This is a genomic window from Selenomonas sputigena ATCC 35185 (assembly GCF_000208405.1).
In the GTDB taxonomy this organism is placed as follows: Bacteria; Bacillota; Negativicutes; order Selenomonadales; family Selenomonadaceae; genus Selenomonas; species Selenomonas sputigena.
In genome coordinates this window covers 1275804-1294978 of sequence record NC_015437.1, presented here as the reverse complement: position 1 = coordinate 1294978, position 19175 = coordinate 1275804, and the positions used below count along the sequence as shown (strand labels likewise).

General features: G+C 52.4%; 19 protein-coding genes. 16 read left to right on the top strand and 3 right to left on the bottom strand.

The window, feature by feature from the left end; translation table 11 throughout:
* Positions 1-7 precede the first annotated feature (7 nt).
* From SELSP_RS05855 to SELSP_RS05780, 16 genes are all read left to right on the top strand, one after another.
* Entirely contained in the window at positions 8-490 is a 483-nt protein-coding gene (locus SELSP_RS05855) for a tRNA (cytidine(34)-2'-O)-methyltransferase (RefSeq protein ID WP_006192356.1), read from the top strand.
* Between the two features lie 63 nt (positions 491-553).
* Complete coding sequence (gene murB / locus SELSP_RS05850) at positions 554-1477, top strand: UDP-N-acetylmuramate dehydrogenase (RefSeq protein WP_006192357.1); 924 nt, start codon at positions 554-556, stop codon at positions 1475-1477.
* A 175-nt stretch (positions 1478-1652) separates the two neighbouring features.
* A complete protein-coding gene (locus SELSP_RS05845) occupies positions 1653-2105 on the top strand; it encodes a ribosome maturation factor RimP (protein WP_006192359.1) in 453 nt (150 codons plus the stop codon).
* Between the two features lie 18 nt (positions 2106-2123).
* Positions 2124-3266 carry a transcription termination factor NusA gene (gene nusA / locus SELSP_RS05840; protein WP_006192360.1) on the top strand — a complete coding sequence of 381 codons (1143 nt, stop codon included), beginning with the start codon at positions 2124-2126 and terminating at the stop codon, positions 3264-3266.
* A gap of 1 nt (position 3267) precedes the next feature.
* Positions 3268-3558, top strand: a complete 291-nt coding sequence (gene rnpM / locus SELSP_RS05835; RefSeq protein ID WP_006192361.1) for an RNase P modulator RnpM — start codon at positions 3268-3270, stop codon at positions 3556-3558.
* A gap of 19 nt (positions 3559-3577) precedes the next feature.
* The gene (infB, locus tag SELSP_RS05830; RefSeq protein WP_013740793.1) at positions 3578-6034 is read left to right on the top strand and encodes a translation initiation factor IF-2; all 2457 of its coding nucleotides are present in this window, start codon (positions 3578-3580) and stop codon (positions 6032-6034) included.
* A 15-nt stretch (positions 6035-6049) separates the two neighbouring features.
* Entirely contained in the window at positions 6050-6409 is a 360-nt protein-coding gene (gene rbfA, locus SELSP_RS05825; protein WP_006192363.1) for a 30S ribosome-binding factor RbfA, read from the top strand.
* Positions 6410-6414: 5 nt separating this feature from the next.
* Entirely contained in the window at positions 6415-7371 is a 957-nt protein-coding gene (locus tag SELSP_RS05820) for a DHH family phosphoesterase (RefSeq protein ID WP_006192364.1), read from the top strand.
* On the top strand, positions 7371-8252 hold the full coding sequence (gene truB, locus SELSP_RS05815; protein ID WP_006192365.1) for a tRNA pseudouridine(55) synthase TruB: 882 nt from the start codon (positions 7371-7373) through the stop codon (positions 8250-8252). The genes SELSP_RS05820 and truB overlap by 1 nt, the downstream gene beginning before the upstream one ends.
* Positions 8253-8281: 29 nt before the next feature.
* Positions 8282-9247, top strand: coding sequence for a bifunctional riboflavin kinase/FAD synthetase (locus SELSP_RS05810; RefSeq protein ID WP_006192366.1), 966 nt, complete (start codon positions 8282-8284; stop codon positions 9245-9247).
* Positions 9228-9983, top strand: coding sequence for a WecB/TagA/CpsF family glycosyltransferase (locus SELSP_RS05805; protein ID WP_006192367.1), 756 nt, complete (start codon positions 9228-9230; stop codon positions 9981-9983). The genes SELSP_RS05810 and SELSP_RS05805 overlap by 20 nt, the downstream gene beginning before the upstream one ends.
* Before the next feature lie 95 nt (positions 9984-10078).
* Positions 10079-10732, top strand: coding sequence for a phosphatidylserine decarboxylase family protein (locus SELSP_RS05800; RefSeq protein WP_009645926.1), 654 nt, complete (start codon positions 10079-10081; stop codon positions 10730-10732).
* The gene (pssA, locus tag SELSP_RS05795) at positions 10717-11418 is read left to right on the top strand and encodes a CDP-diacylglycerol--serine O-phosphatidyltransferase (RefSeq protein ID WP_006192369.1); all 702 of its coding nucleotides are present in this window, start codon (positions 10717-10719) and stop codon (positions 11416-11418) included. The genes SELSP_RS05800 and pssA overlap by 16 nt, the downstream gene beginning before the upstream one ends.
* 37 nt (positions 11419-11455) lie before the next feature.
* Positions 11456-12727: a glycosyltransferase family 2 protein gene (locus tag SELSP_RS05790; protein ID WP_006192370.1), complete on the top strand. Its 1272-nt coding sequence runs from the start codon at positions 11456-11458 to the stop codon at positions 12725-12727.
* Between the two features lie 56 nt (positions 12728-12783).
* Entirely contained in the window at positions 12784-13161 is a 378-nt protein-coding gene (queD, locus tag SELSP_RS05785; protein WP_006192371.1) for a 6-carboxytetrahydropterin synthase QueD, read from the top strand.
* Positions 13162-13165: 4 nt separating this feature from the next.
* Positions 13166-13891: a 7-carboxy-7-deazaguanine synthase QueE gene (locus SELSP_RS05780; RefSeq protein WP_006192372.1), complete on the top strand. Its 726-nt coding sequence runs from the start codon at positions 13166-13168 to the stop codon at positions 13889-13891.
* Positions 13892-13914: 23 nt separating this feature from the next.
* Here SELSP_RS05780 and SELSP_RS05775 read toward each other — a convergent pair whose 3' ends face one another.
* From SELSP_RS05775 to pcrA, 3 genes are all read right to left on the bottom strand, one after another.
* Entirely contained in the window at positions 13915-14706 is a 792-nt protein-coding gene (locus SELSP_RS05775; RefSeq protein WP_006192373.1) for a tRNA 2-thiocytidine biosynthesis TtcA family protein, read from the bottom strand.
* Between the two features lie 94 nt (positions 14707-14800).
* Positions 14801-16810, bottom strand: coding sequence for an NAD-dependent DNA ligase LigA (ligA, locus tag SELSP_RS05770; RefSeq protein ID WP_006192374.1), 2010 nt, complete (start codon positions 16808-16810; stop codon positions 14801-14803).
* Positions 16811-16817: 7 nt separating this feature from the next.
* Positions 16818-19085 carry a DNA helicase PcrA gene (gene pcrA, locus SELSP_RS05765; protein ID WP_013740792.1) on the bottom strand — a complete coding sequence of 756 codons (2268 nt, stop codon included), beginning with the start codon at positions 19083-19085 and terminating at the stop codon, positions 16818-16820.
* Positions 19086-19175 lie beyond the last annotated feature (90 nt).

Sequence of the window (19175 nt, the reverse complement as noted above, 5' to 3'; positions counted from 1 at the left end):
GGCATTCTTGCATATCGTTTTGATTGAGCCGGAGATCCCCGGCAATACGGGAAATATCGCGCGTCTCTGTGCTGTCAGCGGTATAGAACTGCATCTCGTCAAACCTTTGGGATTTTCGGTCGAGGACAAGTATCTGAAGCGTGCGGGACTCGACTATTGGCACTTGGTGAAGGTGCATTATCACGAAAATTTCTCCGAGGTTCTGCGTCTTTTTGCAGGCCGACAATTTTATTACTGCTCAAAAAAGGCGCCTCGATCTTACGATGCTGTATCTTATACCGAAGATGACTTCCTCGTTTTCGGCAAAGAAACAGCGGGGATTCCTGAAGCTTTGCTTGAAGAGCACTGGGAGGACTGCATACGCATTCCCATGCGCCTTGGAGCGCGTTCCTTGAACCTTTCGAGTGCCGCTGCCATCGTGGCCTATGAAGCCATGCGTCAGATTGGTTTTCCAGGGCTCGAATCTTCCGGACATTGGCATGAAAATTGAGGAAAACATGATGGGAAAACTTTTGCTTGCAGTGGTGAAAAAACGTTTTTGAGATGGGGCTGAATGGATTTGCAAAGCAATCAGAAATTTGTTGACGAGATTCGCAGTCGAATGGCACCGGAGCATATCCTCTTAAATGAACCGATGAAGGAGCATACGACATTTCGGATCGGCGGGCCGGCGGACTGTTTGATCTTGCCTGCATCCATGGAAGATGTGGCGTTCGTTTTCCAATGTTTGAAAAGACATGATATTCCCTTTGTGATCCTTGGCAATGGCTCAAACGTGCTCGTATTGGACAAGGGGATTCGCGGAGTCGTCATCAAGTTTAATTCTCCGATTTCTGCCATTCGGAAGAAGAATAATACACTCACAGCAGGGGCAGGTGCGCTTCTTCGTGATGTATCGGAATTTGCGGCTGAAAACAGTCTTTCCGGCATGGAATTTGCCTGTGGTATACCAGGAAGCATAGGTGGAGCCGTATTTATGAATGCCGGGGCTTACGACGGAGAAATGAAGAACATCGTTTCTGCGGTTCGCGCGATTTCTCCAAAGGGGGAGATCGTGCAGTTTGCGGCAAATGAATTGGATTTCGGCTATCGTCACAGCATATTTCAAGAGAACGGCTGTGCAATCTGCGAGGTTGACCTGACTCTTGCGTCAGGCAATGCAGAGGAAATCAAAGAAAAGATCGCCGGTTTCACCGAACGCAGGGAAAGCAAGCAGCCATTGGAGATGCCAAGTGCCGGCAGCACATTCAAGCGCCCTGAAGGACACTATGCGGGAACTTTGATTGAACAAACAGGACTCAAGGGCTTCACTGTCGGCGGAGCGCAGGTTTCTGATAAACATGCAGGATTCGTCGTGAATGCGGGGGACGCCACGGCGAAAGATGTGTTGGAGCTTATCCGGCAAGTACAAGACCGTGTGTTTGAAAAGCACCACGTCAAGCTGTTCCCCGAAGTTCGCATCTTGGGGGAAGCGTAAATCCGGTTTGCATAGATTTCACTGTTTACATTTCTTTCGATTGATGGTACAATGATGAGAGTCAATTTAAGTCGTTTGTATGAAGAGTGGGCGTTTGCCCACTCTTTAATCTTATGCACAAGAGCCCGTTTAACACAGCGGGCTGCAATATGCGCGGCAAAAGAGGAGGGCTTTTGTGGCAAAACACATAGAAGAGGCCGTTGAGGCTATCGTACAAGAGATCGTTCAGGATTCCAACTTGGAAGTTGTCGATGTCGAGTATGTCAAGGAGCGCGACTGGTATTTGCGCGTCTACCTTGATAAAGAAGGCGGCATTGAGATTGACGACTGTCAGAGGGTCAGCGAAACGCTTGAGCAGATTCTTGATGAAAAAGATTTGCTGACGGAGGCATATATCCTCGAAGTATCGTCTCCAGGGCTCGACCGCGTCTTGAAAAAAGCGCGCGACTTTGAACGCGAGCAGGGGAAAGCGGTAGATGTGACATTCTATGCGCCTGTCGACGGCAAAAAGACGTGGGTAGGAACGCTTACAGGATACGACCCGGGAAAGAATGCCATCGTGTTGGATGGGGAAAAAGAATTGCCTTTGGAAAAAATAGCACAGGTGCGTCTGCACATAGATTTTTAAGCATTGGGAGGAAGAGCTTTGGCCAGCAGGAAAGAGAAGGTAAAGAAGAAGGATAACGACGGGGATTTTTTGGAAGCCGTACATGCCTTGGGAAAGGAGCGGGGCTTGGAAGCAGAGGTGCTTTTCGCCGCAATCGAAGCGGCTTTGAGTTCTGCTTACCTGAAAGACTTCAAGACTGCCGAACAAGTGCGCGTCGCCTTGGATCGCATGACAGGAAAATACCACGTTTATGCAACGAAAACTGTCGTTGAAGAGGTTGAGGACGACGCCCGACAGATTTCTCTTGCAGATGCGCGCGCCGTCAATCCCAATTATGAGGTTGATGACAAGATCGAACTGGAGGTGACTCCTGCAACGTTCGGGCGCATTGCCGCACAGACGGCGAAGCAGGTCGTCGTGCAGCATATCCGCGAAGCGGAACGCGGCATCGTCTATGAGGAATTTTCCAATCGTGACGGCGATATCGTCACGGGTCGTGTGCAGCGCGTAGAAGCAAAGAATGTATTCATCGACCTCGGCAAAACGGAAGCTGTCCTCACAGCGACAGAGCAGATCCCGGGGGAAGAGTACCACCACGGCGATCGCATCAAGGCATATATCATCGAGGTCTGCAAGACGGTCAAAGGGCCGCGGGTTCTCGTATCGAGAACGCATCCAGGGCTTTTGAAGAGGCTTTTCGAGCTTGAAGTTCCCGAGATTCAAGAAGGTGTCGTGGAAATCAAGTCCGTGGCGCGCGAGCCTGGCATGCGCTCAAAAATCGCCGTCTATTCCAAGGACGAGAATGTCGATCCCGTAGGCTCGAGCGTCGGTCATAAAGGGATGCGCGTGCAGGCGATCGTCGATGAGCTGAGAAATGAAAAAATTGATATTGTCAAGTGGAATCCCGAGCCTGCAAAGTTCATCGCGAACGCCTTGAGCCCTGCAAAAGTCATTTCCGTGGCAATCAATGAAGAGGCGAAGGAGTCGCGTGTCGTGGTGCCCGACTATCAGCTTTCTCTTGCCATCGGCAAGGAAGGACAGAACGTCCGCTTGGCGGCCAAACTGACAGGCTGGAAAATCGATATCAAAAATGAAGAGCAGGCGGCGGCAGAGACGCTCGATGAGTCCATGAGCGTCATCGAGGTTACAGGCGAGGAATCCTTTACGGCTGAGGGCGACTGACATGAAAGGCCAGAAAAATATTCCGGAACGCATGTGCTTGGGCTGTCGTACGGTTCATCCGAAAAAGGATATGATTCGTGTCGTCCGAAGCCCGGAAAATGTATATTCCGTAGATATGACAGGCAAAAGCCCTGGACGGGGAGCATATATTTGCCGAAACGAAGAATGTTTCCGCCGTGCAGAAAAGGAGCATGGCTTTGAGCGGGCTTTCAAGAGCAAGATGGAAGTCGCCATATACGAGACGCTGAGAAAAGAAATTTTCCAAGATGAAGTGGCGTCTAAAGAAAGCTGATATCAGCGGGGGTGGATCGATGTCGAAGTATAGAGTTTATGAATTGGCAAAAGAGTTCCATACGGAAAGCAAAGTTGTCCTTGATATTTTGACGCGCAATAAATTCCGTGTGGCAAACCATATGAGCAGCGTTGGCGAAGAGGAGCGGGCGGTAGTTGCACGCGCTTTTGCACCGAAGAAGACCGTCTCTGACGCACCGAAGGCGCCTGTGACGGATGCAGCAAGAAAAGCGTCTCAAAATAAGCCGAGACAGCAAGCCCAAGGTCAACCACAAAAGAACGCGAATGACCGCAAACAGAATCGTAGCAGCAACGGCTCTGCTTCTGCTGCAGCGACGAACCGCCCGCGTCAAGGCGGTGCACCTCAGCAGAAACGCGGACAGGGAGCGGCCTCCTCAAACGGCTCCAACGCAACGAAGCGACCTCCGCAGGACAAGCGCGGCGGCAATACCAACCAGCGCAACAACAACGCACAGGGCAGCAATCGAAATCGCAGCGGCAATGCCGCAGGTGCTGGCAATGCGAATAATGCGGGTGGTTGGAATAATCGCGGCGGTGTCAACAATCGCGGCAAGTTTGGCAATAAGAACAATCGCGGCCGCAACAACCAACGCCAGAAGCAGCAAGCTCCCAAAGTGGAGATCGCCCATCCGACGCACATCAAGGTTGGCGAGAGCATTGCCGTCAAGGATCTTGCGAGCAAGATGAGCTATACGGCGACCGAAGTCATCAAGAAGCTCATGCTCATGGGCATCATGGCGACGATCAACCAGGAAATCGACTATGAGACAGCGGCGCTCGTTGCCATCGAATTCGGCGTCACCTGTGAGGAATTGCCGCCTGAGACGGATCCAACGGAGATTCCTGAGATCGAGGATGATCCCAAGTCGCTCGTCGTTCGTCCGCCGGTCGTAACCGTCATGGGACATGTCGATCACGGCAAGACGTCGCTCCTCGATGCCATTCGCAAGACATCCGTTTCGACGCACGAGGCGGGCGGCATCACACAGCATATTGGTGCATATCAGGTCATGTGTCAAGGGAAGAAGATTGTCTTCCTTGATACGCCTGGCCATGAGGCGTTCACTGCCATGCGCGCGCGCGGCGCACAGGTTACGGACATCGCGATCCTCGTCGTCGCCGCAGACGACGGCGTCATGCCGCAGACCGTCGAGGCCATTAACCATGCCAAGTCGGCGGGCGTGCCCATCATCGTCGCGATCAACAAGATCGACAAGCCCGGAGCGAATCCCGAGCATGTGAAGCAGGAGCTGTCCGAGCACGAGCTCATTCCTGAGGACTGGGGCGGCGATACCATCATGGTGCCTGTTTCCGCAAAGCAGAAACAAGGCATAAACGATCTTCTTGAAATGGTTCTCCTTGTCGCTGAGGTCAAGGAACTCAAGGCAAATCCGAATCGTGATGCGCGCGGCGTCATCATTGAAGCGCAGCTTGACAAGGGTCGCGGTCCGGTAGCGACCGTCCTCGTGCAGAACGGTACGCTACGGATCGGCGATTCCATTATCGCCGGCACGACCTTCGGCAAGGTGCGTGCGATGATCAATGATCGCGGGGAGAACGTGAAGAAAGCGGGGCCGTCCGTCCCCGTAGAAGTACTCGGTCTTTCCGATGTTCCTGAAGCGGGAGACGTGCTCGCATCACTTGACGAGAAGCTCGCACGCTCCATTGCAAGCAAGCGCATCGAAAAGAAGCGCACCGAGCTCATCCGAAGCAAGAAAGTCTCTTTGGATGACCTCTTCCAGCAGATTCAGGACGGCAACATCAAGGATCTCAACATCGTCATCAAGGCCGATGTGCAGGGTTCTGTGGAAGCATTGGCAAACTCCTTGCTCTCACTCAATAAGAACGACGAAGTGCGCGTCAATATCGTGCATTCCGGCGTCGGCGCCGTCAATGAGTCCGATGTCATGCTCGCTACTGCCTCCAACGCGCTCATCATCGCATTCAACGTGCGTCCTGACGCCAACGCCCGTCGTGTGGCGGATGCGGAAAGCATCGATATCCGTACATATCGCGTCATTTACGATGCGTTGAACGATGTCAAGGACGCCATGTCTGGCATGCTCGCACCGAAGTATAAGGAAGTCGTGCAGGGCAAGGTGGAAATCCGCCAGGTCATGAAATTCTCCAAGGCGCTCGTTGCAGGCTCCTATGTCCTCGAAGGAAAGATCACGAATTCCTCGAAGATCCGCATCCTTCGCGACAACATCGTAGCGTTTGACGGCGAGCTCGATTCTTTGCGCCGCTTTAAAGATGATGTGAAAGAAGTTGCGGCCGGCTACGAATGCGGCATTACAATCAAGGATTACCGCGATTTCCAGGAAGGCGATATCATCGAGGCGTATACGATGGAAGAGATTGAGACATCCATCACGGAAGCGAACAAAGAAGCTGCAAAGAGACGCGATCAACAGGAGCAGACGAAGAAGGATTCCCCCGCTGAAAACGATGCTTGAAGGATGTGAGAAGAATTGAGCCAGCTTCGCATAGAAAAGGTGCAGGAACTGATGAAGCAGGAAATCAGTCAGATTATCCTGCAGGAGTTGAAAGATCCGCGCATTGGCTTTGTCACTGTGACGAAAGTGGAGATGACTGGAGACCTTCGAGAAGCGAAGATTTTTGTGAGCATCATGGGAAAAGATGAGGCCTTGAAAGATACCTTGCAGGGACTCAAAAGCTCCTTGGGATTCATTCGGCGAGAAATCGGCAAACGCATACGACTGCGCTTTACGCCGGAGATTTCCTTTGCGCTCGACGATTCTCTTGCCTACAGCTCGCATATTCAAGAACTGTTGATAGGATTGAACAGGAACGACAAGACGGAAGAGTGAGAACTATGCGGATTTCATTAAAAGAAGCCGGCACATTGCTTCAGGAAGCGCAGAACATCGTCATTACGGCGCATGTCAATCCCGATGGAGACGCCATCGGATCGTCCTTGGGGGTCATGCACTATTTGCGCGATCTGGGAAAGCAGGTGCGCGTCGTCATCGATGACGATATCCCGAGGAATTTCGCCTTTCTCAATGCCTGTGATATCATCGAAAAGCCGACAGTTGCTGAAACTGGCGAAAAAGAGCCAATCGACCTGCTGCTCATTCTCGATACGAGCATTGATCGCATAGGCGATGTGATGGAGGCCTTTTTGCCGACGCGGATCCTCAATATCGATCATCATGTCACGAATGCTCTTGCTTGTCCGGCGGTCTATCTCGACGCGGACAGCGCGGCAACGGCAGAAATCATCTATCAGTTGCTGCAGGAAATGGATGCAAAAATCACGAAGGACATCGCTATGGCAGTCTATACGGGACTGGCAACGGATACGGGATTTTTCCGCTTTCCCAATACGACGCCCTTCACCATGCGTGCAGCAGCCGACCTTTTGGAACGCGGTGCAGAACCGGGCATCATATCGGAAGCCGTTGAAGCGAAGCCGTTTGTGCGCGTAATCAGCATGGCAAAGGCGCTCGAAGGGGCGGAGCTTCTTTTCGGCGGCAAACTTGCAGGCATCTTTCTCGATCGTGCTGCAGCTGAGTCGCTTGATTCCACAGAAGGCTTGATCGACTCTTTGCGCGTCATCGAGGGCACGGATGTTTCCGTTCTCTTGAAGTGGAAAGAGGACGGTGTTTTCCGCATCAGCATGCGTTCCAAAAAAACGAACGTCAGCAAGGTAGCTGCGGCCTTTTCTGGCGGCGGCCACGAGAGAGCGGCTGGCTGTACGCTCAAAATGAATTTTATCGAAGCGAAAAGGACAATTCTCGAAGCGCTTGAGAAAGCGATGGAAACGTGATGGCAGCGGGCTTTCTCAATGTGCTGAAGCCTCCGGGCATGTCCTCGCATGATGTTGTGGGACAGGTTCGCAAAATCTTCCATACGAAGCGTGTGGGGCATGCGGGAACCCTTGATCCGGGCGCCGCAGGCGTCCTGCCCGTCGCTCTTGGCAATGCTGCGCGGCTTGTCGAGTACATGTCCTCAACCGATAAATCTTACCGGCTGGAGTTGCTGCTTGGCTTTTCTACAGACACGGGCGATGACAGCGGCAAGATCATCGAGTGCGTGGAAGACTTCACCTTGCCGAAACGAGAGGAACTGCTTGCCTCTTTGCAAGATTTTCTCGGCGTCATCCAACAGCGTCCCCCCGTTTATTCAGCAATTAAACTGCAAGGGAAGAGGGCATATCAGCTCGCACGCGAAAATCAGACTGTAGAGATGCCCTTGCGACAAGTGACGATTCGTGCTTTGCGCCTTATTGCATTCCATGATTCACGCATCGTTCTCGATATGGACTGCTCGAAGGGCACCTACGTGCGCAGTTTTTGCCGTGATTTTGGCGAGAGCCTAAAGATTCCCGCCACGATGGGATTTCTGCTGCGCACGCGCGTCGGCAATTTTCATCTACATGACGCCTTTTCCTTGGAAGAGCTTGCACGCTCAGGTGAAGCTGCGCTCCTTCCCGCGGAGAAGGCCGTCGAGCATCTGCCGCGCTTCGACATGCCGGAACATCGCATCACGGCTTTCGTCAACGGACTCTCGACGGGCAACATAGATTTCGACGCCGAGGAAAGCATCCTGCGTGTCTATGGAAGAAACCGCTTCCTTGGCATGGGACGCTATGAGGCGGCCAAGCGAGAGCTTTATCCGATCAAGGTCTTCCGAGAGATGTCGGATTGAAGGCGTTTTGATTACAGGGAGTTTGATCCATGCTGCGATTTTCAAAAATCAAACATCTATCCGATTCCTACCAAGGAATCGTCATTGCACTGGGAACTTTTGACGGCGTCCATATCGGACATCAAAGCATATTGCAAAGAGCGAGGGAACTTGCAGCTGACATCCATGGCGTCAGTATGGCGTTTACTTTCCAGGAACATCCGCTCTCTGTCATTTTCCCCGAGCGCGCTCCAAAGATGATTCGCAATACAGAGTCAAAGGAAGCAATCATAGAAAAGCTCGGCGTGGACATCCTCATGAATGTTCCTTTTACGAAGAATTTCGCAGCTATATCAGCTACAGGTTTCCTCAAACTGCTGCAGGAGAATTTTTCCCCTGCTTATGTCGTCGTAGGTGCGAATTACACCTTCGGCTTCCAAGGAACAGGTGATTCTGCATTCTTACAGCAGCGGGGGGAAGAATTTGGCTTCGTATCCCGTATTGGAAATTCCGTGCTGCGTGATGGGAAGATGGTGAGCAGCACTCGGATCCGCTCCTTGATTGCAGAGGGAAATCTTGATCTCGTCAATCAATATTTAAAGTGGCCGCTTGACTATACAGGCATTGTTACGTACGGAGAGCAGCGCGGACGCAAGCTTGGCTTCCCGACTGCCAATATTGCTTTGGATGATTCTTATGCGCTTTTGCCGAACGGCGTCTATGCTGTCCGCGTGCATTTCAACGATGCTGTTTATCCGGGCGTCGCCAATATCGGCTCAAATCCTACCTTTGAAGAAGTGGAGCGTCGTTTGGAAGTTCACCTTATGCAATTTAACGGCAATCTTTATGGCCAGAAAATCTGCGTGGACTTCTTGGGAAAACTCCGTGACGAAAAGAAATTTCCCGATGTAGACGCGCTGGTGGCACAAATTCATCGCGACATCGAACAGGCGCAGCATTTTTGGGATATGCCCGTTCATGTGGGAGGTATGCCGTATGTCGAAAAAAAAGGTTGATATTTTAGGCGTACATGTCGATTCACTGACGATGGGCGAGGCAGTCAAACGGATTCAAACCTTTATCGAAGAAAGAAATTCCGTCCTCATCGCTACGGCGAATGCAGAAATGCTCATGCGGGCAACGTATGATTGCGAGTTAAAAAACATCTTGAACGATGCTGCTCTCGTCGTACCCGACGGTGCGGGGACGGTTTGGGCTGCACGCCATCTCGGGCATCTCATGCCGGAACGTGTCGCAGGCTACGATCTTGCCCAAGAACTCATGCGCAAAGCTCCTCAGAAGGGGTATCGTCTGTTTTTCTTCGGCGCTGCTCCGGGCGTTGCAGAAAAGGCAAAGACGAAAGCGGAAAAACTCTATCCGGGCATTGAAATTGTCGGTGTTCGGAACGGCTTTTTCTCCTCAGATGACGAGCCTGAAATTCTGCGTGAGATTCAGGAGGCGAAGCCTGACATACTGCTCGTCGCATTGGGCGTTCCGAAGCAGGAGAAGTGGCTTGCCGCACATTTGCAGGAACTTGCCGTTCCTGTATCCATGGGCGTCGGCGGAACTTTCGACGTTATGGCGGGCGTCATGAAGCGTGCGCCGCACTGGATGCAGAAAGCGAAGCTCGAATGGCTCTTTCGCGGGGCTATGCAGCCGAAGAGAGCGGGGCGGCTCATGGCATTGCCGCGCTTCGTATTCAAGGTCATGGCATACAAAAAGAGTGGACAAAGAAAGGGCGCTCGTCTATAATTAGTAAAAGAAGTTTTCTGATATGCTGAATCTGCAGAGATGCTGAGTATCTGCAGATTCTTGTGTTGCATAGATATTGTATGGAGGTAATGCCTATGTCGATATTCCCGGTTGTTCGCGAGGGATATGTCTTCATCCTCAGTGCCCTCGTTCTCGGAGGGATTCTCGGATTGGCAGTGCATCCGTATCTTGCAATACCGCTTGTCGTTCTTGCTTTTTACTTTGCTTACTTTTTCCGCAATCCGAAGAGGGAGATTCCCTCAGATCCTCTTGCCATCGTTTCACCGGCAGATGGAACCGTACAGGAGGTCGTCTCGCTTGATGACGATGATTTTCTCAAGCAGCGGTGTAAAAAGGTCGTCATTTTCCTCTCCGTATTTGACGTTCATGTGAACCGCAGTCCCATCGAGGGCGAAATCAAGATTCAAAAATATGTTTGCGGCCGATTCAAACCAGCTTACAAAGATTCCGTGGGGTTTGAAAATGAACGCCATATGATCGGCATAGAAAATCCGCGTCTGCGCGTAACGGTCACGCAGATTGCCGGTATCTTGGCACGACGTATCGTTTCTTGGGTCACGCTGGACGATGTACTGGAAAAAGGCGAACTGTACGGATTGATCCGCTTCGGTTCGTGCACGGAACTTGTCGTGCCCGAGGAAGTGGAGATTTTTGTAAAGAAAGGCGACAAAGTGGTCGGCGGCGAAACCGTGATCGGGAGGCTCAGTGAGACATGTATAAAAGCTTGATTCCCAATATATTGACTTCAGCCAATCTGGTACTAGGGTTTTGCTCGATTCTTTCCACATACAACGCCAATTATACTTGGAGCACCGTATTCATCCTGCTCGCACTTGTCGCCGACGGCTTGGATGGAAGGGCGGCACGCTTCTTCGGCGTGAGCAGTGAGATTGGCAAGGAGATGGACTCTCTGTGTGACCTCGTTTCTTTCGGCGTCGCGCCAGCTTTTCTCGCCTATACCTACTGTCTCAAGGATCTCGATTACTTTGGCTGGGCGGTTGCCATCGCCTTCGCCCTTTGCGGCGCTTGGCGCTTGGCTCGTTTTAATGTGAATGTCGCTGTCGTGCACGGTTTCTTCATGGGGCTTGCAATTCCAGCGGGAGGCTGTCTCGTTGCAACGGCCATCTGGTTTTTCCGTTCCATTGGCATGGAGACGTCATCCCTTGAGCCTGCATTTCCTCTCGTGATGATCGTTGTCGCCTACCTGATGATCAGTGAGGTGCACTATCCGGACTTCAAGGGGAAGGGAGAAAAGATCTTTCTTGCCTCAAAAATCTTCGCCGTACTCTTTTTTGCCGCGATCCTTTTCCTCGGACGCGAAGCAATCGTGAGTGCTGTTCTCTTTGCCGTTTTCAGCACATACTCTGTCTTTGGTCTTTTCAATTTCAGCTTGTCGCTGCTTTTTCGGAAATAAGACATCATTTGTCGCGAAATAAAGGGGAAAGACTTTTATGAATCATGTGTTTGACATCGTGATGGTTCCTTTGCAGGTCATCATACTCTTGTTCACACTGTACTACTTTTTCATCGGTTTCTGTGGCATGTGGCGCAGAAAGGAAAACAAGATCCTGACGCCGAAAAAAACCTTCGCCGTCATTATCGCCGCGCACAACGAAAGTGCTGTCATAGGGCAGCTGCTGCAAAATCTACAATCGTTGGATTATCCAAAGACACTTTACGATGTCTTTGTCATCGCCGACAACTGCGACGACAACACGGCAGAAATTGCACGCGGTTACGGCAGCATCGTCTGTGAAAGGACGCATCCGACGAAAAAGAGCAAGGGCTTCGCCATGGAATGGATGTTCGAGCGCCTCTTCAAGATGGAAAAGAAATACGATGCCGTCGTCGTTTTTGATGCGGACAATCTCGTGCACCCACGCTTCCTTATGGAAATGAACAACCGACTTTGCAAGGGCGATCGCATCATTCAAGGATACCTTGATGCCAAAAATCCTTACGATACATGGGTGGCGGGGACATTCGCCATCGCTTTCTGGGTCATCGACCATATCAGCCATTTGGCAAAGACGAACATCGGGCTTTCCGCTGTGCTCGGCGGTACGGGCATGTGCATTACGACGGACGTCCTTGAACGCTACGGTTGGCGTGCCACATGCCTGACGGAAGACATGGAATTTACGATGAAATCCTTGGCGGAAGGAATCAAGACGACATGGGCGCACGATGCCATTGTGTACGATGAAAAGCCACTGACATTCATGCAGTCATGGCGACAGCGCAAACGTTGGGCACAAGGACAATTCGACGTGGCGCATCGCTACATTCCGAAGATGCTGCGAGAGGGGATCAAGCGTCGTGACATACGCATCTTGGATGGTTGTCTCTACCTCCTGCAGCCACACTTCTTGATGATCTCCACCTTCTTCATCGTTATCAGCTACATACAATCAGCATTTCCGCCGTTCTACACGAACATCTACAATATCATTCCTTCCCAGCTCATGACGGCGATCATGCTCGGTCAATACATCTTGCCCATGATCATCCTTCTCAAGATTCAAGTCAAATGGAAGGCTTGGTTCTACATGCTGCTTTACCCCGTATTCATCTATTCGTGGGTACCCATCATCTTCCTCGGTTTCATCCATAGAAACGAACATGAATGGAGTCATACGCAACATACGCGAGCCATGAGTTACGACGACATCGTCGGTAACGTAAAGAATACGACGATGGGACGAGATGTATCCAATCAATAAGCATTGACAGGCTGCCGCAATCTCTGCGGCAGCCTGTTTTCCAAGGAGCGATTTTTATGTTTGAAATCAAGGTCGAAGAAGAATTTGAAGCGGCACACCGCATCGTGAATTATCCAGGAAAATGTGACCGCCTGCACGGACATAACTGGAAGGTAGAACTGAAGATTTCCGGCAGCAGATTGGATGAATTGGGGATGCTCATAGACTTCAAGGCGGCGAAAGCAATGCTCCAAGAAGTCGTCAATTCACTCGATCACCGCTTCTTGAATGAGCTCGAACCTTTTTCAGAAATCAATCCAACGGCAGAGAATATCGCTCGATATATCTACCAAGAGCTAAAGCAACGTGAAATATTTTGCAACGACTCCGTGCATCTTGCTGCCGTCTGTGTCTGGGAATCGCCACGCGCTTGCGCGACATACACCGAGGACTGAACGTATGGAAGAGAACATCCTCGAAATATTTTCCTCCATACAGGGAGAAGGAAAGTACATCGGTGCCCGGCAAGTATTTTTGCGCTTTGCGGGCTGCAATATCAAATGCAGCTTCTGCGATACTGCATTTCAGCCTGCCGCTTCCTGTCGCGTGGAAGCGATTCCGGGATGCGGCGAGTATGAAGAATTGCCCAATCCATTGTCCGTTCAGGAAGTTGCGGCAAGAATCCGCGCCTTCGTAGTGCCGGTACGTCATCATTCCATCAGTCTGACAGGCGGGGAGCCGCTTCTTCATGCTACCTTCATCCGTGCGCTTGCTTCTGAGGTAAATGTGCCGTTCTTCCTCGAAACGAACGGCACGCTCTATGAAGAGATGGCAAGCATTCTCGACATAACTTCCTACATCAGCATGGATATCAAATTGCCTAGCGTCACGGGAAAGTCTCTATGGGAAGAGCATCGTCGCTTTCTGCGGCTACTGCACAATCATGACACCTATGTAAAGATCGTTGTCGCAGAAAATACGGAAGAAGAGGAGTTTCAAGAGGCGGTGCATCTCGTCGCGCACATCGCACCCCAGATCCTCTTCGTAATACAGCCCGCAACGCCATTTGGCAGCGTGCATGCACCAACGGCAAAAAAACTTCTGCATCTGCAAGAGGAAGCCGCCGAACATCTGGCAAATGTCCGCGTCATCCCACAGGCTCATCGCATGATGGGGTTGCTCTGACCGCGAGATTTTTCGACCTGTACTCATTTTTCAGGTACAGGATTTTTCTTGTATGTGCGGTATGTTTCCAACATTTCATCTCGCGTCTGCATGCGCGGCCACAATTCTCCGACGGCATTTTCGCGCATGGAAGCAGCTAAATGATGGTAGATTTGCGGATCCTTTTTCTCCCATGAAGAAATCAGCTCTTTGACCTCCTGGCGCATCGTTGTTCCATCGAGCGGACATGGAGAGGGGATAGGGCTGAAGCCGTGAACAGCAATCGCATCACGAATTTCTGATTCACGGAAATAGACGAGTGGACGAATGACCGTGATGCCGGAGCGATCAAGATACGTTTTGGGCGTAAATGTATGAATTTGTCCCGAATACAAGATTCCCATGAGCAATGTTTCCACCGCATCATCGTTGTGATGCGCATAAGCCACCTTGTTGCACCCATGCTCCTGCGCATAACGATTGATTGCGCCGCGCCGAAAAAATGCGCAGGTAAAACAAGGATTTTTCTCCGGCGTCTCCTCGATGGTGCCAGCTATATTCACCGAAACGGCTTCAAAGGGAATGGAGATCTCCTCGCAAAATGAAGCGATGCGCGCAACAGGAAAATCTTCCGTGAATTGCGGATCGATCGTCAAGGCGCAAAGAGAAAAATTCTTCTTCATACGTTTCTGCAGGATGGCTAACGCATACGCAAGAAATATGCTATCCTTGCCGCCTGAAATCCCAATCAGGATGCGATCGTCGTCTTCGATCAGCTGAAACTCGACAACGGCTCGCATGAGTTTGCTGAAATAAAGTTGCGGGATATTGTTCACGATAGGTCTCCCATCTTTTCTAAGAGTTTTATTTACTTCCGATAAGTATAAATTATCGGAAGTAAATAGCTGTTTTGTTTATTAAGGCACAGTCTTACTTCCGGCCAATCAGCTGAAGGAATTCTTCCTCCGTCAAGATTCGAATCCCCAGCTGCTCCGCCTTCTGCAGCTTGCTGCCGGCATTTTCTCCCGCGACGAGGCAGTCCGTCTTCTTGGACACAGAACTTGTCACGCGTCCGCCGTGCTGCTCGATCAACTCCGTGATTTCCCTGCGCCCGAAATGACGCAGCGTGCCCGTGACGACGAAGCTCATATCGGCCAGTTCGTCGCCCTGTGCTGCACGCTCTTGTACTGCCGTTGCGACACCGAGCTGCTGCAGTTCGCGGCAAATCTTTGCATTGCCTTCGTTTTGGAAATACGAGCGGATGGCAGCGACGCTCGTTTCGCCCATATCACGCACCGCGAGAATCGCTTCATCGGATGCATTTTCCAAAGCCTCCAAGGTCTTGAAATGCTGCATGAGAGCGGCAGCTGCCGCCTTGCCGATGCCGGGGATACCGAGTCCCGTCAAAAGACGCTGCGGTTCGTTCTTCTTTGCCTCTTCGATGGCTGCAAGCAGCTTATCCGTGTTTTTTTCCTTGCCGACAACGCCTTGGGAAATCAGCTCCTCCCGATGCTCCTTCAAGCGGAAGATGTCGACGATCGTGTGAAGGAACCCTTTTTCAATCAAGGCGGCGATGTTCTTTTCGCCCAAGCCCTTGATGTCCATGGCGTCGCGGCTCACAAAATTCAGGATGTGGCTCTCCACCTGCGCCGGACATGCTTGATTGATGCACTTGACGTCGGCGGAATCCGCCTCTCTCTCGGCCTTTGCGCCGCAGACGGGGCAGCGATCGCCGATCTTGAACGGCTCCGTTCCCTCGGGGCGTTTCTCCTTTACGACCGCCTTGATCTTCGGAATGATCTCCCCCGACTTGTAGACGACGACGGTATCGCCTACGCGCACATCGAGATCGTCGATGAAATCTTGATTGTGCAGCGTCGCGCGCTCGACCGTCGTACCGCAAAGGCGGATGGGATCGAACGTCGCCGTCGGCGTGATGCGCCCCGTCCGGCCGACGGAAAGCGTGATGCTGCGCACGACGCTTTCCTTTTCCTCGGGCGGGTATTTATAGGCAATCGCCCAGCGCGGCGCCTTGGAAGTAGCGCCAAGGCTCTCCCTTTGCGAAAAATCATTGAGTTTGACGACAGCGCCGTCGATGTCGTAGGGCAGATCGCCGCGCGAGGCGCCGATCTGCTCGATGGCATCCCAGACCTCCTCTGCCGTGCGGCAGACGTGAAAGGCATGAATGACCTTGATGCCCTGCCGGTTCATGAAGTCGTAGGCTTCGACATGCGTTTGGAAATCCTTGCCGCGCACCGCCTGCAGATTGAACACGAAGAGGGACAGTCCCCTCTCCTTCGTGATGCGGCTGTCGAGTTGGCGCAGAGTGCCCGCCGCACAGTTGCGCGGGTTGGCGAAGAGCTTGAGTCCGATAAGCTGACGCCTCTCATTGACCGCCTCAAATGCCGCCTTCGTCATGTAGACCTCACCGCGCACCTCGAAGTAAGGCAGCGGCTCCTTGAGTTTCTGTACGACGTCTTTGATGACCTTGGCATTTTCCGTGACGTCCTCGCCCTGCACTATGCCGTCGCCGCGCGTGATGGCACGGCTCAGCGTCCCGTTTTCATAGCGCAGGGCAAGCGAAAGTCCGTCGATCTTTTCTTCGACGACGAACACAGGATTTTCCATGCGCGCCTCTATATCGCGCACGAAAGCTTCGATTTCCTCGCGAGAGAATACATCCTGCAGGGAAAGCATCGGCACGTCGTGGCGCACGAGCGTGCCTGCCGTGCGCTTCGCCGTACCGCCGACCTTCTGCGTCGGCGAGTTTTCCGTGATAAGCTCGGGGTATTCCCTTTCAAGCGCCTTAAGCTGCAGCATAAGCTGATCGTATTCATAATCGCTGATTTCAGGATTGTCATCGTTGTAGTAGCGCACATTGTGGTGACGTATCGTGCGCCGCAACTGTGCAAGCTCTTTTTTGACTTCTTGAATATCCATACGAACCTCAGACTTTCTCGATGGGAGCATACTTCTGCATGAGTCCCTTGATGCCGATTTGCGGGAAGGCGATCTTCAGCTCGACTTCTTCGCCTTCCCCCTTGACCGAGACGACTGTACCGACACCCCATTTGCCATGACGAGCCTTGTCGCCCGCACGCCATGCCACTTCCATGCTCGGGCGAATTGCGGCGGACGTGGCAGGACGCACCTCGCGAGGGGAAGAAGGTACAGGAGAAGGCGATGCAGAAGGGGCTGTCGTCCGCTGCAAACTTTGCAGAATCTCGAAGGCGGACTGCGGCCTTCCCATGCCCCGCGACTCTAAAAACGCGCTCCGCCCAAAAGCCTGTGCCTTTTCCAAATACGTTTCGGGAATCTCCGCGAGGAATCTCGACGGCGGATAGACATTCCCCTTGCCGTAAAGCGTCCGATAGCGCGCGTAGCTCAAGTAGAGCTTGCGTTCAGCGCGCGTGATGCCGACATAGCAGGTGCGGCGTTCTTCCTCGATTTCGCTCGGCTCAAGCAGCGTGCGCGCATGGGGAAAGATACCCTCCTCCATGCCCACGAGAAAGACGACGGGGAACTCCAAGCCCTTTGCCGAATGAAGCGTCATGAGCGTCACGCGGTCGTCCTCCATGTTCGCTGTATCGACATCGGAGACGAGTGCGATCTGGTTGAGGAAATTTTCCAAAGTCGGCTCTTCCTCCGTCTTTTCAAATTCTCGCGCCACGCCGACGAATTCTCGCAAGTTCTCGATGCGCGTCTGCGCCTCGGGCGTATCCTGCTTCTCCAAATCCTTGATATAACCCGTATCGTCAAGCAAGGCTTCGATAAAGGAAGAAAGCGGCATAGCGGCAAGTTTGCCCATGAGGTCAAAGAGAAGCGCGGCGAAGGCTTCGAGCAGATTCTTCGTGCGCGTCTTGAATCCCATAGCTTCGAGCGCTTCGGGACTCGACAGGACATCGAAGAGGGAGTCTTCACGCATGGCGGCATACTCCGTGAGCTTGGCGATCGTCGATGTGCCGATGCCGCGCTTGGGCACGTTAATGATGCGCAGGAGGCTCACGGTGTCAAACGGGTTGTAGAGGACGTGCAGATAGGCAATGATGTCCTTGATTTCCATGCGGTCGTAGAACTTCAAGCCGCCGACCATCGTATAGGGAATCCCCGCCGTCATCATGGCCTCTTCGAGGACACGCGACTGCGCATTCGTGCGGTAAAGCACGGCGATATCGCCATAATCGACGGAAAAGAGCGTCTTCTGCTTCTGCACGGTATCTACGACGAATCTTGCCTCGTCGCGCTCGTCATTCGCCTGATAAAGGGCGATCTTCTCCCCTACAGCGTTTTCCGTCCAGAGCTTCTTCGGCTTGCGGTTCTCATTGTTTCGGATGACGGCATTGGCTGCGGCCAAGATATTCTTCGTCGAGCGATAATTCTGCTCAAGTTTGATCGTCTTCGCCTCGGGAAAGTCCTTCTCGAAATTCAAGATGTTGCTGATGTCCGCGCCGCGCCAGCCGTAGATGGACTGATCTGCGTCGCCGACGACGCAGAGATTGTGATGACCGCCTGCCAGAAGCGTTGTGAGCCTGTACTGTGCGCCGTTCGTATCCTGATATTCGTCGATGAGGATGTAGCGGAAACGCCGCTGATACTTTTGACGCAGTTCGTCGTTATTTTCCAGAAGGTCGACGGCGAGCAGCAGGAGATCGTCAAAATCCAAGGCGTTGTTCTCGCGCAGCTTCTTGTCATACAGGCTGAAAAGCTCCGCAATCTTCTTCGCATGGAACGTATCCGCCTGCCGCGCGTAGGCGCGCGGCCCGAGCATGAGATTTTTCGCGTTCGATATGGCGTTCTGCACCTTTGCGGGAGCAAATTGCTTGTCATCGAGATTCAGCTCCTTGAGGCACGCCTTGATGACGGTCTTGGAGTCTGACGTATCGTAGATGACGAAATTTTTCTTGTAGACTTCGCCCGCTTCAATCTCACGCCGCAGAAAGCGTGCGCAGAACGAATGAAATGTGCTGAGCCAGACATCCTTGCCCAAGCCGCCGATCATGCGATCGACGCGCTCGCGCATCTCTGCCGCCGCCTTGTTCGTGAACGTGATTGCCAAGATGCTGTAGGGCGGCACGCCGTGTGCCAAGAGATTGGCGATGCGACAGGTGAGCACCTTCGTCTTTCCCGAACCGGCGCCCGCCATGATGAGCAGCGGGCCGTCGATATGCGCGACAGCTTCCCGCTGCATGGGATTCAAGCCCTGAAAAATATCCACTGTATCAACCTCGCAAACATCAGCAGCATACATGTTTGATTGCAGCAAAGGAAACGGCTGCCGCAGATATACTGCAGCAGCCGTTCCTGC